At 43.9% G+C, this 14,697-nt stretch carries 14 protein-coding genes and 1 tRNA gene; 9 read left to right on the top strand and 6 right to left on the bottom strand.

Features of this window, described 5'->3' with window-relative positions:
- The 6 genes from O3A65_07525 to O3A65_07500 all read left to right on the top strand — a co-directional run.
- Positions 1-1,843, top strand: a 1,843-nt coding sequence (locus O3A65_07525; GenBank protein MDA1332312.1) for a trypsin-like peptidase domain-containing protein, incomplete at its 5' end; no start/stop codon positions are given.
- 184 nt (positions 1,844-2,027) lie between these two features.
- Positions 2,028-2,831: a hypothetical protein gene (locus O3A65_07520; protein ID MDA1332311.1), complete on the top strand. Its 804-nt coding sequence runs from the start codon at positions 2,028-2,030 to the stop codon at positions 2,829-2,831.
- Positions 2,828-3,508 (top strand): 7-cyano-7-deazaguanine synthase QueC, encoded by a 681-nt coding sequence (gene queC / locus O3A65_07515; protein ID MDA1332310.1) that lies wholly within the window; start codon positions 2,828-2,830, stop codon positions 3,506-3,508. Before O3A65_07520 ends, queC begins: the two co-directional genes overlap by 4 nt.
- Positions 3,509-3,593: 85 nt before the next feature.
- Positions 3,594-3,669: transfer RNA gene (locus tag O3A65_07510), tRNA-Lys, on the top strand.
- 653 nt (positions 3,670-4,322) lie between these two features.
- Positions 4,323-5,159, top strand: a complete 837-nt coding sequence (locus tag O3A65_07505) for a fumarylacetoacetate hydrolase family protein (GenBank protein MDA1332309.1) — start codon at positions 4,323-4,325, stop codon at positions 5,157-5,159.
- Between the two features lie 96 nt (positions 5,160-5,255).
- Positions 5,256-6,509: a branched-chain amino acid ABC transporter substrate-binding protein gene (locus O3A65_07500; protein MDA1332308.1), complete on the top strand. Its 1,254-nt coding sequence runs from the start codon at positions 5,256-5,258 to the stop codon at positions 6,507-6,509.
- A gap of 85 nt (positions 6,510-6,594) precedes the next feature.
- Here the strand turns inward: O3A65_07500 and O3A65_07495 are convergent, their stop codons facing one another.
- The 4 genes from O3A65_07495 to O3A65_07480 all read right to left on the bottom strand — a co-directional run bounded on the left by O3A65_07495 (position 6,595) and on the right by O3A65_07480 (position 10,510).
- Positions 6,595-8,754 (bottom strand): bifunctional (p)ppGpp synthetase/guanosine-3',5'-bis(diphosphate) 3'-pyrophosphohydrolase, encoded by a 2,160-nt coding sequence (locus O3A65_07495; protein ID MDA1332307.1) that lies wholly within the window; start codon positions 8,752-8,754, stop codon positions 6,595-6,597.
- Positions 8,755-8,830: 76 nt separating this feature from the next.
- Positions 8,831-9,031 (bottom strand): DNA-directed RNA polymerase subunit omega, encoded by a 201-nt coding sequence (rpoZ, locus tag O3A65_07490; protein MDA1332306.1) that lies wholly within the window; start codon positions 9,029-9,031, stop codon positions 8,831-8,833.
- 2 nt (positions 9,032-9,033) lie between these two features.
- A complete protein-coding gene (gene gmk, locus O3A65_07485) occupies positions 9,034-9,642 on the bottom strand; it encodes a guanylate kinase (protein ID MDA1332305.1) in 609 nt (202 codons plus the stop codon).
- Between the two features lie 4 nt (positions 9,643-9,646).
- Complete coding sequence (locus O3A65_07480; protein MDA1332304.1) at positions 9,647-10,510, bottom strand: YicC family protein; 864 nt, start codon at positions 10,508-10,510, stop codon at positions 9,647-9,649.
- Between the two features lie 114 nt (positions 10,511-10,624).
- Between O3A65_07480 and rph the strand changes: the two genes are divergently transcribed.
- From rph to hemW, 3 genes are all read left to right on the top strand, one after another.
- Positions 10,625-11,347, top strand: coding sequence for a ribonuclease PH (gene rph, locus O3A65_07475; GenBank protein ID MDA1332303.1), 723 nt, complete (start codon positions 10,625-10,627; stop codon positions 11,345-11,347).
- Positions 11,344-11,946, top strand: coding sequence for an RdgB/HAM1 family non-canonical purine NTP pyrophosphatase (gene rdgB, locus O3A65_07470; GenBank protein MDA1332302.1), 603 nt, complete (start codon positions 11,344-11,346; stop codon positions 11,944-11,946). Before rph ends, rdgB begins: the two co-directional genes overlap by 4 nt.
- A 70-nt stretch (positions 11,947-12,016) precedes the next feature.
- Entirely contained in the window at positions 12,017-13,159 is a 1,143-nt protein-coding gene (gene hemW / locus O3A65_07465; protein ID MDA1332301.1) for a radical SAM family heme chaperone HemW, read from the top strand.
- An 11-nt stretch (positions 13,160-13,170) separates the two neighbouring features.
- On the opposite strand, the gene trmB is transcribed toward hemW, so the two are convergent.
- Positions 13,171-13,842 (bottom strand): tRNA (guanosine(46)-N7)-methyltransferase TrmB, encoded by a 672-nt coding sequence (trmB, locus tag O3A65_07460; GenBank protein MDA1332300.1) that lies wholly within the window; start codon positions 13,840-13,842, stop codon positions 13,171-13,173.
- A gap of 43 nt (positions 13,843-13,885) precedes the next feature.
- The gene (locus O3A65_07455) at positions 13,886-14,680 is read right to left on the bottom strand and encodes a thiazole synthase (GenBank protein MDA1332299.1); all 795 of its coding nucleotides are present in this window, start codon (positions 14,678-14,680) and stop codon (positions 13,886-13,888) included.
- Positions 14,681-14,697 lie beyond the last annotated feature (17 nt).

The following is a 14,697-nucleotide window of genomic DNA, read 5'->3' as shown; positions in this document are numbered from 1 at the left end:
TATGTGCAGAGATGAAAGTAGAAGTTATCAAGTTAGATTTGAACAGGTAACGTATGTGATGAACAAGCTACTGTTACTGATAGCCACCATGACGTGCGTATCGTCCGCATATGCGTTACCTCCATGCCCACAAGATCTTGAAGTGCGTTGGCATAACTGTCAAGGCACCTACACATATGCAGATGGTAACCAGTATGTCGGTGAATTCAGAGACGATAAGAAGCACGGTCAAGGCATCTTTATATTTGGTTCTGAATCACAATGGGCGGGTGCCCAGTATGTTGGTGAATTCAGGGACGACAAGTACCACGGTCAAGGTACCTACATATTAGCAAATGGTGATAAATATGTCGGTGAATTCAGAGACGATAAGAAGCACGGCCAAGGCATCTTTATATTTGGTTCTGAATCACAATGGACAGGTGCCCAGTATGTCGGTGAATTCAGAGACGACAAGTACCACGGTCAAGGCACTTACACACATGCAAATGGTGCTCAGTATGTCGGTGAATTCAGAGACGACAAGTATCACGGCCAAGGTACCTTCACATATGCAAATGGTGACAAATATGCCGGTGAATGGAGACACGACAAGTATCACGGTCAAGGCACCTTAACATCTGCAACTGGCGATAAATATGTCGGTGAATTCAGAGACGGCGTAGCCATCGAGGGGCCTTCAGTAGAAGAACAGCGTGGAGCGGAATATGCGTTACCTCTATGCCCACAAGATCTTGAAGTGCGTTGGCATAACTGTCAAGGCACCTACACATATGCAGATGGTAACCAGTATGTCGGTGATTTCAGAGACGATAAGAAGCACGGTCAAGGTATCTTTATGTTTGGTTCTGAATCACAATGGGCAGGTGCCCAGTATGTTGGTGAATTCAGGGACGACAAGTTCCACGGTCAAGGCACCTACACATATGCAAATGGTGCTCAGTATGTCGGTGAATTCAGAGACGATAAGTATCGCGGTCAAGGCACCTTAACATATGCAAATGGTGACAAATATGTCGGTGAATGGAGACACGATAAGTATCACGGTCAAGGCACCTTAACATCTGCAAATGGCGATAAATATGTCGGTGAATTCAGAGACGGCGTAGCCATCGAGTGGCCTACAGTAGAAGAACAACGCAGAGCGGATAGTAATGATCTGCTACAGGCTTCCTCAGGCAGTGGCTTTGCAGTATCACGAGAAGGCTATGTCATTACAAACAATCATGTGATCAAAGGCTGTCAGAATGTTGTGATTCACCATAAGGGTGTTGCTGTCCCAGTCACGATTGTAGCTTACGACACGCAGAATGATTTAGCTTTATTGAAGGGTGATTTTTCCCCGGATCATGTGTTTCCTATTAGGCGTGATAACCCCGGGTTGATGGAGGATGTCTATGTTGCGGGATTCCCGTTTGGGGAGACATTTAATTCAGCTATAAAAATTACGAAAGGTATTGTCAGTGCTCAGTCTGGACTAGGAAATAATTTTTCACAAATTCAAATTGATGCAGCACTACAACCAGGGAACAGTGGCGGACCCATTCTCGATGAATTTGGAAATGTCATAGCGGTTGCTGTTGCAAAATTAGATTTAAAATTTGCAATAGATGAGCATGGCGTTATTCCGGAGAATACTAATTTTGGTATCAAGTCGAGTGTCGTCCGTAGCATTCTCGATAGTCAACGTGTGAACATGATCCAAGAGGCTGATTCAGTTGTTAACAAGCGTCAGCTTAGTGATCAGATCACAAAGGGGACGTACTACATCTCTTGCTGGATGACGTCAGCTCAAATGCAAGAGATGACAGAAGAAAAAGTCATGTTCGAGAATATTGAGTAAGTTCATTCAACTGCTCCAACACCCACCAAAAAAATGCCCATCGCCACACTTTTGCCGACCACCGTCCTTATACGACCACAATTAAAACATCAAGGGTTGGGGCAGTGTGTAGCAATGTTATCCAGTGCTTTATGTTTGTTGGTAGTGTGATGAACGGCGAGATTACCTAAAATAGGAGTGCAGCTTGACGAATAAACTAGCGGCAGTACTGATGCTGTTATTTACTAGCATCTGTTTTGCTAAGTCTGATTACTTAAAGGCTTGGAAACGTGATTGTGATAACGGTGATTCAAATGCCTGTTTCAACTTAGGACTTGTTTACTACACGGGTGGTGAAGGTATTACGCAAGATTATTTTAAAGCGGCTGCGTATTCCCAAAAAGGCTGTGAGGGTGGTGAAGCACTTGCCTGTTACAACTTAGGACTTGCGTACGAAAATGGAAACGGTGTTACGCAAGATTATTCTAAAGCGATTGAAGCTTACAAAAAAGGCTATTCGGGTGGTCGACCGCCTCGTGCGACTAAAGATATCAAACCATTGGAAATTTCTATCGACAGTGCTCCTCCTCCTTTGGGCGACGAAAATGATGCAAAGGCTTTCTATGAATACGCGAAAAACAAGTTATTCGATAAAGGCAGTTATAAAGAAGCTATAAACCTATTTTATGCACTCAACGAGAAGTTTCCTGACAATCAATATGCTAAAAGTGGAATGTACTGGGCCGCAATCGGATTGAATAAGGAGCCTGGACAAAGCCAACAGGCGTTAACTGTATTGACCCAATTGTTACCGCGCCTTAAGAACCATAATAAGCACTGTGCAGCCATGTTGGAGGCAGGGATTATTCATGTTGAGAGGGGTGAGTGTAGTGCTGCCGGAAAATACTTAATTGAAGCAGAAAAAATTTGCAGTAGTGATCAAGAAGCAACAAACCAAATGCTGGCTCAGATTAGGCTCGCAGAATTAAAAAGGCGTTGCGCTCCATGAGTATTGAGCAAGCCAAAGCGGTTGTTCTGGTCTCTGGAGGATTAGATTCCGCCACTACCATTGCCTATGCGCAGTCAAAACACTTTTTGTGTCATACCCTCTCAATTGATTATGGCCAACGACACATCTCAGAATTGAATTCCGCAAGAAGCCTATGCGCTCATTTTAACGCGGTTGAGCACAAAATTATTAAGGTGGATTTGGCAGCTCTAGGAGGATCTTCTTTGACGGATTCTAGCCAACAGATTCCAACTGAAAAATCAGTTGGAATCCCCTCCACATACGTCCCCGCTCGAAACACTATCATGCTCTCTATTGCATTAGGTTGGGCAGAGGTACTTGGTGCTCAGGATGTATTTATCGGTGCGAATGCAGTTGATTATTCAGGTTATCCGGATTGTCGGCCCGAGTACATAAAGGCTTATGAGAACGTCGCAAATTTAGCTACAAAAGCTGGGGTTGAGGGTTCTGGGTTTCGAATTCACGCACCGTTAATTGATTTAAAAAAAGCTGACATCATTAAGCTCGGATACAAGTTAGGTGTTGATTTCAGTCAAACAGTTTCATGTTATCAAGCATCCCCCCTTGGGGCTGCTTGCGGGATCTGTGACTCTTGCCGAATTCGTAAGGAAGGTTTTTTAGACGCCGGCATTGATGACCCGACTGTTTATGTTTAGTGTAGAGCATGGTTTAGTCCTAAATGTCGTGCAGGTTAGATTGACCAACAGGGGAGTAAGCCGCTAGAATGCTTGGCTTTTGTATGGGCGGTTAGCTCAGCCGGTAGAGCAGTGGACTTTTAATCCATTGGTCGCGAGTTCGAATCTCGCACCGCCTACCATAAATCCAGCAAAATCAAGCGCTTACAATAGTAGGCGCTTTTTTTTCGCCAGGGTACACCTACTATACATTTTCTTTATCAGTTGTTTTACATTGAGACGCTATGGCGCAGCGCAAAGAAAGATAAGAAAAAGTTAGTCATAAAGACTATGGGTGTGTAATCAACGAATATCTCCTACCTTTTTTCGGCAAGTACCAAATACACACTATTGATTTAACTGCAATACAGCAGCTCAATGCTTGACGAGCAGAGCAACTCAGTTACGATTAAAGGTGAGCTCCCATTAAGGTGTTAATAAATTAAAAACAAAAATGTCCTTCAAAAGGACACTTGTCGTGGGTGTTGCTTAATAGGACATTTGAGGCTAATTTTGATTTGTCAGTTGAACAGTAGCTCCCATCAATAAAATTCTACTTAAGTAGGAGGGTGGCTTGATGAATAAACTAGCGCCAATACTGATACTGTTATTTGCTAGCACATGTTTTGCAGAGGTTGATGACGTAAATGCTTGGAAACGTGATTGTGACTAGGGTGATGCAGCTGCGTGTTACAGCCTAGGGGTTATGTACTACTTGGGTCAAGATGTTAAGCAAGATTAGTTTAATGCGGCTGAGTATTACGAATCATCAGTGTTATTTTGAAGGAGATCTAGAGTGCGATTTTGTACGCTTAAAGAGAGTAACGATCAAGAACATGCTGCTATTTTGGTTGATGAACAATGGGTTACGATTGTTTCGATTAATGAGATTTTTTATACCAACTGGCCCACAAATCTATTCCAGTTGATTGATGCTGGACTGAATCCATTGGTTTATGACCAAGCCTGTCAGGTGCCTGATCGAGTTGCTCGTGATGCATGTCGTATCGCTCCATTGTACCGGCATCCCAGAAAGATCATAGGTATCGGGTTGAATTATCTGAATCATGCGGAGGATTTGGGTGCGCCGCATCCAACAGAGCCAGCCTCATTTATGAAGGGTGACAACACCATTATTGGATACGATGATTTGATTATGCTCCCTAGAGAGTCTAATCGGGTAACAGCTGAAGCTGAAATTGCCGTGGTGATTGGCAAGCCATGTCATTCTGTTAGCGAAGAAGCGGCCGTGGATTATATTGCTGGCTACTGTTTAGTGATTGATATGACCGCAGAAGATATTTTACTGCGTAATCCGCGATTTTTGACAAAGTCAAAGAACTTCGATTCTTTTTTCTCGTTTGGGCCTGAGTTGGTTACGCCAGATGAGGTCCCGGATTTGATGTCGCTAAATGTGGCAACTTGGAAAAATGGTTCTCCGCATCGGAGCAATACCGTCTCTAATATGGCGTTTAATCCATTCTATCTCGTATCACATTTTTCGCATATATCCACCTTGTATCCTGGGGATATCATTAGTACAGGGACTCCTGGGGCTTCGGTTATTCAATCTGGCGACCAAGTTGAATGCCGCGTAACAGGATTCAGAACATTAAGTAATAGGGTCGTATAATAGAAAAGGTGTCTCATTATTAAAGATCAAACTAGAGACCATGCACATTTTGCGGTAAGTCAATGTTTGTTTTTACGTAAGTTTAAAGGAGGCGATATGGGAGTTATTAGGGGAGTTTTTTTTAGTGCTATAGCAGTTCTTAGTCTTTTGTTATCAGGTTGTAACCAACCTCAGGAAACAATCAAAATTGGCTATATCGATCCCCTCTCGGGACCTTTTGCCGCGGTGGGTCAAAATGGTTTGCGAACTCTTAGTCTCTTTGTAGATGAAATTAATGAGCAAGGGGGTGTACTCAACGGCTCTAAATTTGAAATTGTTCCGATCGATGGGAAGGCGAACCCTCAAGAGTCGCTAATTGCGTTCAGGCAATTAGCCGACCAAAAGGTTAAATTTATGTTTCAAGGAAATTCGTCTGCAGTCGCTGGCGCATTGTCTGAGGCGGTCGCAAAACATAATGAGCGTAATCCTGATTCAGCCATGATTTACTTGAATTACGCTGCTGTGGATCCAGCTTTGACCAATGATCGCTGCAATTTCTGGCACTTTAGGTTTGATGCAGATGCCGAGATGAAAATGCACGCGCTCAGCGATATGATAGCGGCTGATGCATCAGTTAAGAAGGTTTATCTGCTTAACCAAGACTACGCGTTTGGGCACTCAGTTCAGAAAGCGGCTAATTCTATGTTGCCGAAAAAACGTCCAGACATACAGATCGTCGGGGATGATTTGCATCCACTAGGAAAGGTTAAAGATTTTGCGCCTTATATCGCTAAAATCCGTGCATCTAAGGCGGATTCTGTGATCACTGGAAATTGGGGTGTTGATTTAGCGTTATTGGTTAAAGCAGCTAAGGATTCCGGATTAGACGTGGTGTTTTATACTTATTACGCTGGCGTAGTTGGTGGGCCAACGGCGATCGGTGAGGCAGGCGTGGACCGAGTAAAGATGGTGAGCATGTGGCATGTCAACGTTGGGGATGAGAAGTCAAATGCCATTGTGGAGTCGTATCGAAACAAATATTCAGAGTTTAATGATGACTTAATTTTCATTACGCCTAAATATGCGATTGACCTTTTAGTTCAATCGATTGAGGCAGTAGGCTCTACAGATCCTCTAAGTGTTGCAAAAAAATTAGAGGGTGCTCGATATAAATCTGTGACTGGCGAAGTTTGGATGAGAGAGGACAACCATCAATTGATCCAGCCTTTGTATGTTTCTACGTTTAGGAGAATGGGTCAGGATGGCGTCAGAAACGATATGGAGCGCACTGGAATCGGTCCTAAAACGGATGTTGTCGTGGCGGCTGCCGATACCGTGTTAGCGACGACTTGCAATATGGTACGGCCATAGCAGATTTTGTAGGCCATAATGCGGACCACTTAAAAGTTAAGTGGTCCGTTATCTGGATTGCGCGAGTCGGGACTCACTTAAAGGGTTAAGATTTGAGTCGGATAATTCTGGAGACCTCATCTAGGGACCTAAGGTTGCGCATTACTCTAGCCAGGTGAATACGATTCGTCACCATAATGGATAGGTTGATTTCAGCGTAGTTTGTAATGTCGTTCTGTTCGAAGTTTCCTGTTTCGATATTGGCGTCCGCTGCAGAAATTTTTGTAGCAATTTTCCCAAGAATACCTCGACCGTTTTTCGCTAGTATACAAATATTAACTAGGAAAGATTTTGATGTGTTTGGGTCCCATTCAACATCAATCCATTTGTGGGGATCGTTGTGAGACCTTCTAGCTATAGGGCAGTCATGGGTGTGAACGATCAATCCGTGGCCTTTTCTGAGATAACCAATGATTGGGTCTCCGGGAATTGGATGGCAACACTTTGCAAACTGCAGAGCCATACCCTCGGTCCCGTGTATGACTAAGCTGGTCTTCTGTACATTTGTCTGAGTTACTTCGTCGTCATCCAGCGCTAATAAATGCCGGGCTACAACGATAGCTAACTGTTTACCTAAACCAATCTCAGAGAGTATTTCATTCTTAGTTTTCCCAGCATATTCTTTGGCAAGGCGATCCCAATGATCCAGAGTGATCGCATTTGGCTCCATTTTGAGATCATCCACCGCTTGTTTGAGTAAACGTTCACCGAGCACTGCAGACTCTTCATGGTGTTGATTTCTTAAAGAATGACGTATTTGCGCCCTTGCCCGACTGGTGGCGATGAATCTGAGCCAATTTGGATTTGCTGTTGCTTGTTCAGAAGTGATGATCTCTACTTGATCGCCGCTTCTTAATTCAGTATTTAAAGGTACCGGCTCATGGTTCACTTTAGCGGATGAGGTGTAATTTCCCACATCTGTATGCACTGCATAAGCGAAATCAATGGTCGTCGCGCCTCGAGGAAGTGAGATAATTTTCCCTTTAGGTGTAAAAACAAACACTTCATCAGGGAATAAATCTAACTTGAGATGCTCCAGAAATTCAGCCGCATTTCCTGGTTCTGCTTGCAGTTGCAGTAAATTCTGCATCCATTGATGTGTGCGAGTTTGTAGCTCGGTCAGAGAGGTTTTGTCAGTTTCTTTATAAAGCCAGTGTGACGCAACCCCAGATTCTGCAATTTGATCCATTTTTTTTGTTCGAATTTGCACTTCAATAGATGTACCCACCGGGCTTAATAGTGTGCTGTGCAGGCTTTGGTAGCCGTTTGCTTTTGGAATGGCAATGTAGTCTTTGAATTTTCCGGGAACAGGCTTATAACGTTGGTGTAATACTCCGAGAGCCGAGTAGCATGATGCAATGTCTTTAACTACAACGCGAAAACCATAAATATCAAAGACCTCGGCAAAAGATAAGGTTTTTTTGGTCATTTTTCGATAAATGCTGTGAATCGCTTTTTCACGTCCTGATACTTCGGCTTCAAGTTCGTGTTCCTTGAGGCATTGCTGTAGCGACTCGAGAATTTTCCTGATCAGCTCTTTCCGGTTTCCTCGTGCCCGTTTTACAGCTTTTGACAGTACCTTATAACGATTGGGATAAAGGTGTGATAGTGATAATTCTTGCAGTTCATGATATACATCATTCAATCCCAAGCGATTGGCAATTGGCGCATAAATCTCTAGAGTCTCTTTAGCTATGCGCATCCTCTTTTGAGGTTGCATTACCGTCAACGTTCGCATGTTGTGGAGCCGATCCGCCAGTTTGATCAACATGACTCGCACATCTTTGGCCATTGCAAGCAGCATTTTTCTGAAATTCTCAGCTTGCTCATGCTTTTGAGATTCGAAACTGATCTTATCGAGCTTTGATACGCCGTCGACTAGATCCGCAACGACTTTCCCGTATTTTTGACTGATTTCTCCTTTTGTGATGCGGGTGTCTTCAACCACATCATGCAATAGTGCCGCGATGAGCGCGGTGGAATCAAGATTCCAGGTCGTCAGAATTTGGGATACCGCTACAGGGTGTGAGATGTAAGGCTCACCCGTTTTTCTAAACTGACCATGGTGTGCCTCTCGACTGTATTGGTACGCCTCTTTGAGCATTTCAAGCTCATGGGGGCTGAGGTAATTCGCCGCCTGTGCAAATAGTGATGAGGCTAAGTCTACCTCGATAATGTTTGACACTGCAGGAAAGTCATGCTCCATGACGTCACATATCCCGATAATCCGATTTCTACACGAGTAGTTATCGACTCATGCTGAGTCGAAACAAGTAAAGTGACTATTTTTTATTGAGTATCTCAATACCAACCTTACCACTCGCAATTTCTCTGAGGGCAATAACAGTTGGTTTATCATTGTGCCTCTCTACAAGCGCTGTATTGCCGATAGAGATTTGCCGCGCGCGATAACTCGCTGCTAGTGTTAATTCAAAGCGATTCGGAATGAACTCCAAGCAATCATCCACCGTAATACGAGCCATAATCAGTCATCCTTTAAAAAGTTTTGTATGATGTGTTCGCTTTTATGCCTGTGCGCTGCGAGTCTCGTCGATCGCACAATGGCTTCCAAATCAGCTACAGCATCGTCGAAATTGTCGTTAATAGTAACATATTGATACTCAGAAATATGGGCAATCTCAGTATTCGCAGCTTTCAGGCGTTGCTCAATTGTTGTGGGGGCGTCCGTGTTTCTTTTCTCGAGGCGTGATCGTAATAAAGCCTTATTGGGGGGCAGTATAAAAATAGAGATGCTGTCGGCATAGAGGCTTCTAATGATTTGAGCGCCTTGATAGTCGATTTCTAGGACGAGGTCATTATTATTCTTAAGCTCGTTTTCGACTAAGAGCCTGCTGGTCCCGTACCAATTGCCATGCACCTGCGCATACTCTAAAAAATCACCATTGCTTAAACGTTTCTGAAAGTCTATTTCATCGGTAAACAAGTAGTGTTGACCATTTTGTTCTCCCTGTCGAGGTTGTCTCGTGGTAACCGAAATGGATTTTTTTAGCCTGTTATCTTTTTCGGTCAGGGCGTCGATCAATGAAGATTTGCCTGCGCCTGAGGGCGCGGAAACAATAAAAATATTAGCCATAGGTCTATTCAATATTTTGGACTTGTTCCCTGATCTGTTCGATCGCTACCTTTAGTTCCATCGCGATATTAGTCGTCTCAATATTTGTCGATTTGGATCCTAGCGTATTGGCTTCTCGATTTAATTCTTGCATGAGGAAGTCAAGTTTTTTACCTTGCGCCTCCTTCGATTCTAAAATATCTAGTAATGAGGACGTGTGTGCCTCTAGTCTGTGAATTTCCTCTTCGATGTCTACTTTTATCGAGTACATCACAACTTCTTGCGCAATTCTATCTTCTGAAAATTCAATATTAAGCTGTTTGATTCGATCTTTCAATTTTGTTTCGTAAGACGCAACAATGTCGGTTATCCGTGGTTTAACGTCTTGAATGAGCACCTTGATGCGGTTAGCTTTTTCTTGAATGATTTTTTTTAGTTTTTTACCCTCTTCATTTCGAGCGATACTAAGTTCGCTAATTGCAGTGCTGAGCGCTTCTTCAGCTGCAGCGACTAGGATTTCAATCTCCATTGATTCCTCTTGTATTGCCCCAGGCCAGCACAGAATGTCATTGATGGAGAGTTTCGCCGCTTCAGGACAGTGTGTTGCAAGAGTTTGCTCCAATGTTTTTAGGTTTTGAAGAACTTGGTTGGATATCTTTTTCGATACCAAATCATGATTCTGACTGATCGATATCTTACATTCTACTTTCCCTCTTTTGAGGAAGTCGGCTAATGTACGTCTAAATTTAACTTCGTATTGCCGTAATTCTTCAGGGATTTTAAACTGGAGGTCTAGATATCGGTGATTAACACACTTAATATCCGTTACGATGGTAGCGAATTTAGTTGTGCATGAAGCAGATGCGAATCCAGTCATACTGGTGGTCATGAATTATTTCCTATTTCGTCAATAATTATAAACTGTTGATAAGATATCACGCGTCTGATGAACCTGGAACAAAGAATCATGATGGTTTTCGCATTTTTTTAAGAAGGAGCGGTAATGAACAGAAATGGTCGGGATGCTGACAGCTTAAGAAAGGTTTGTTTGACGAGAGGGTTTGTTGGGCAGGCTGAGGGTTCCGTGCTAGTTGAGTTTGGCAGAACGCGAGTGATCTGCACCGCTTCTGTTGAGGAAAAGGTGCCGCTTTTTCTAAGAGGAACCGGCCAAGGTTGGGTTACCGCTGAGTATGGGATGCTGCCGCGATCCACTAACACGAGAATGGATCGAGAAGCTTCAAAAGGCAAACAGTCGGGAAGAACGCAAGAAATCCAAAGATTGATCGGCCGCAGCTTGAGGTCGGCTATTTCGCTTCTGGAGCTTGGTGAGCGAACAATTAAGATCGACTGTGACGTTATTGAGGCAGACGGGGGTACTCGAACCGCGAGTGTTACGGGTGGGTTCGTAGCATTATGTGAGGCGATCAATCATTTGCTACAAACAGGTGTACTACAGCGGTCACCCATTAAACATCATGTTGCTGCAATATCGGTCGGCATCGTATCCGGACAAGTCTTATTGGATCTTGACTACGTAGAGGATTCCAAATGTGACACGGACCTTAATCTCGTTATGAACGAAGCGGGCGCTATCATAGAAATACAGGGGACTGCTGAAGGTGTTGCTTTTAATAAAGCACAGTTAGCTAACATGCTATCTTATGGAGAAAAGGGTATTTCAGAGCTTATCGCGATACAAAAAATGTCTTTGGAACATGACTCATGATGCTGCCCTCTAAAATCGCGATCGCCTCGGGTAACTTAGGCAAGATTCGTGAAATTAATTTGATGTTTCATGGCCTAGATATTGAGTTTGTGAGCCAGAATGACCTAGGCGTGAGTGAGGTGGATGAACCTTATGATACTTTTTTGGAAAATGCACTGACGAAGGCGCGGCATGTATCCAAAGATTCAGGGTTGCCTGTGCTGGCAGATGATTCTGGGATTTGTGTGTTTGCATTAGATGGTCGGCCGGGTGTAAATTCGGCCCGTTTTGCTGGTGCGAATGCGATTGATGCTCAAAATAATCATCATTTGATCGAATTAATGAGAAATGTCGTTAATCGTCGTGCATATTATTATTGCGCGCTCGTGCTGGTGCGCCATTATAATGACCCTGCTCCTTTGGTCACCGATGGAAGATGGTTTGGAGAGTTACTTGACGAACCGCGCGGGGAGGGAGGCTTTGGGTACGACCCACTTTTTTTGGATCTTAACCTTGACTTAACTGGCGCGGAAATGTCCTTGGCCCAAAAAAATGTGGTAAGCCACAGAGGTGCAGCAGTCCACAGCATGAGGCGATTGTTAGAGTCGGGGGCGTATTGATGGTGCGATCTGATTTTGGTTTGATCTGTAGCCCGATTATTGTTCAGACGCTACGAATTTCATATTGAGCGTGAGTGTGACCTGTCTACCACCATTGTCGTTGTATGTTCACATACCTTGGTGCGTTAAAAAATGTCTGTATTGTGATTTTAACTCTCACCCTCTTAGAAGTGATGTTTCCCCGAACGAATATACCAATACCCTTATTAAGGATTTGAAGCAGCACCTAGACTGGATTAAAGATCGCGAAATTCAAACAATCTTTTTTGGTGGAGGTACGCCATCCGTTTTCGATCCGGATTTAATCGGCGCTGTCATTAATTATGTAAAGGAAAATTGCCTGCTTAGGGCTGATGCAGAAATTACGTTGGAGGCTAACCCTGGCGTGTCGGACAGGATTAAGTTTGAGGGTTACGGAAGAGTCGGCGTCAACAGGCTGTCGATTGGGGTTCAAACGACTAATGATCAGTTACTCGAGAAGCTGGGGCGAGTGCACTCCAGTGCTGAAGCCATCGAGACGATTTCAGATGCAAAATATATTTTTGACAATATCAATATAGATTTAATGTTCGCGCTACCGGGGCAGGGGCTTGGAGAGCTGAAAACTGATCTGTTACGTGTATTGGAGTTTGCTCCTGAACATATATCGATCTATCAATTAACGATTGAGCCAAATACTTGGTTCTTTAGATATCCTCCAAAGTTGCCTGATGATGATTTGGCTTCAGAAATGCAGTTTGAAATTGAATCAGCAGCGCATGAACACGGATATAAACAGTATGAGGTATCAGCTTTTGCGAAACCGGATAGGCAATGTTCGCACAATTTGAATTATTGGGAGTTTGGTGATTACCTTGGCATTGGGGCGGGCGCTCATTCGAAAATAACGACGTCTCAGAGTGTCATGCGTATCGTGAAGCATAAACAGCCTAAGCGTTATATGGAGGCGGTTGCGTTGGGAGATGGTGTATACAGCAATGAGATCGTGACTTCTAAATCCCTACCATTTGAATTTTTCATGAATGCTTTGCGGTTAAATGGTGGCGTGCCTAGAGACTTATTTGAAAAGAGAACAGCTTTACACATTGATTTGGTGAAGTCGCAACTTATGGCACTAGAGCGACGAGGCCTTATGACTGTATCCGATGATTTCATATGTACGACTCCATTGGGCATGCGATTTTTAAATGAGGTATTGCAAGAGTTTCTGTGAGTTAGCGAGCCTTAGCGTTTCTGGAAGATAATATCCCACACTTGATGTCCCAGTTTAAGTCCGCGCCGTTCAAATTTGGTAGTCGGTCGGTAGGAGGGGCGTTCACAAAAATCGACTGCTGTATTTTCTAAATGATGATTTTCTAGCAATGTGACCAATATTTCCTCTGCATACTGTTCCCAGTCAGTCGCGATGTGTAGATACCCAGTTTTCATTAAAAGCAGGGCCATTTGATTGATGAACTCCCCATTGATTAAGCGTCTCTTATAATGCCGTTTTTTGGGCCATGGATCAGGAAAGAAGATATGGATGCCGCTTAGACTTTTTTCAGCGAACATATGCCGCGTCACCTCTACTGCATCATGCTCAATAACTCTGAGATTTGAAAGCCCGGCATCCTCGCTTAACTTAAGTAAACGGCCAACGCCTGGCGGGTGTACCTCAATCCCAATGTAGTTGTGTGCCGGGTAGGATTGGGCAACTTCTACGGTCGCATCGCCCATCCCAAAGCCAATTTCTAAATAAGTGGGGTTGTTGTTCCCAAAAATAGTGTTGAAATTAAGTGTAGATTTAAGCTGTAAGGGTAAAAGGTATTTGCCACCTAATTGTTGCCGAGCATTTTTTTGCCCGTCTGACATTCGCCCGGCTCTTAGGACGTAACTTCGAACCTTTCTTTTTTCCATTTGAGGGCTTTGAAGTTGTTAAAAAACTTGAGTTGAGCCAGGTTTATTTCTTAGATGCTGGGGGTATCATCCCCGCCGTGGGTGAACTTGGTGACGCGCGGTATAGCTTCTTCGGCATTCTGCCGGCACGAAAAGCGTCTCTGCCAGATTGAACCGCATTCTTCATCGCGCGCGCCATCATGATGGGATCTTGTGCTGCTGCAATTGCGGTATTCATAAGTACTGCATCACACCCTAGTTCCATCGCAATTACTGCGTCCGATGCCGTACCGACCCCTGCGTCTACAATCACCGGCACGTTAAGGTTTTCAATAATAATGCTGAGGTTCCAAGGGTTGAGAATCCCCATTCCGGATCCAATCAATGAAGCAAGTGGCATGATCGCGACGCAACCCAAATTTTCGAGCTGTTTAGCAATTATTGGGTCATCCGACGTATACACCATTACTTGGAAGCCATCCTTTACGAGTTGATCAGCTGCAACCAATGTTTCGGATACGTTGGGGAACAGTGTTTGTGGGTCTCCTAAAACCTCCAGCTTAACTAAATCATGTCCGTCTAGTAGTTCGCGCGCGAGCCTGAGTATGCGTACGGCGTCATTTGCGGTATAGCAGCCAGCGGTGTTTGGAAGTAATGTTGTGTGTTTAAGATCAATAAAGTCGAGTAGGTTTGCTTCTGATGCATTCTGTCCGAGATTTGTTCGACGTATGGAGACAGTAACTATTTCTGCCCCACTTTCTTGAATTGCGTCGCCCGTTTCCTCGAAGGATCTATAGTTACCAGTGCCGATGATTAAGCGACTTTCAAAAGATCGAGTGCCAATTTTTAAAAGATCCATTTTTTTGAAGAGTTCCC

This window comes from Pseudomonadota bacterium, assembly GCA_027624715.1.
In the GTDB taxonomy this organism is placed as follows: domain Bacteria; phylum Pseudomonadota; class Gammaproteobacteria; order Burkholderiales; family Eutrophovitaceae; genus Eutrophovita.
This window is presented reverse-complemented; position numbering and strand designations above follow the sequence as displayed.

Bases quoted from the DNA above. Each gene is read 5' to 3' on its own strand.
- gmk (MDA1332305.1), bottom strand. From the start codon at position 9,642: ATGGCTAATATTTTTATTGTTTCCGCGCCCTCAGGCGCAGGCAAATCT.
- rdgB (MDA1332302.1), top strand. From the start codon at position 11,344: ATGATGCTGCCCTCTAAAATCGCGATCGCCTCGGGTAACTTAGGCAAG.
- O3A65_07500 (MDA1332308.1), top strand. From the start codon at position 5,256: ATGGGAGTTATTAGGGGAGTTTTTTTTAGTGCTATAGCAGTTCTTAGT.
- rpoZ (MDA1332306.1), bottom strand. From the start codon at position 9,031: ATGGCTCGTATTACGGTGGATGATTGCTTGGAGTTCATTCCGAATCGC.
- rph (MDA1332303.1), top strand. From the start codon at position 10,625: ATGAACAGAAATGGTCGGGATGCTGACAGCTTAAGAAAGGTTTGTTTG.
- queC (MDA1332310.1), top strand. From the start codon at position 2,828: ATGAGTATTGAGCAAGCCAAAGCGGTTGTTCTGGTCTCTGGAGGATTA.
- trmB (MDA1332300.1), bottom strand. From the start codon at position 13,842: ATGGAAAAAAGAAAGGTTCGAAGTTACGTCCTAAGAGCCGGGCGAATG.
- O3A65_07495 (MDA1332307.1), bottom strand. From the start codon at position 8,754: ATGGAGCATGACTTTCCTGCAGTGTCAAACATTATCGAGGTAGACTTA.
- O3A65_07455 (MDA1332299.1), bottom strand. From the start codon at position 14,680: ATGGATCTTTTAAAAATTGGCACTCGATCTTTTGAAAGTCGCTTAATC.
- O3A65_07480 (MDA1332304.1), bottom strand. From the start codon at position 10,510: ATGACCACCAGTATGACTGGATTCGCATCTGCTTCATGCACAACTAAA.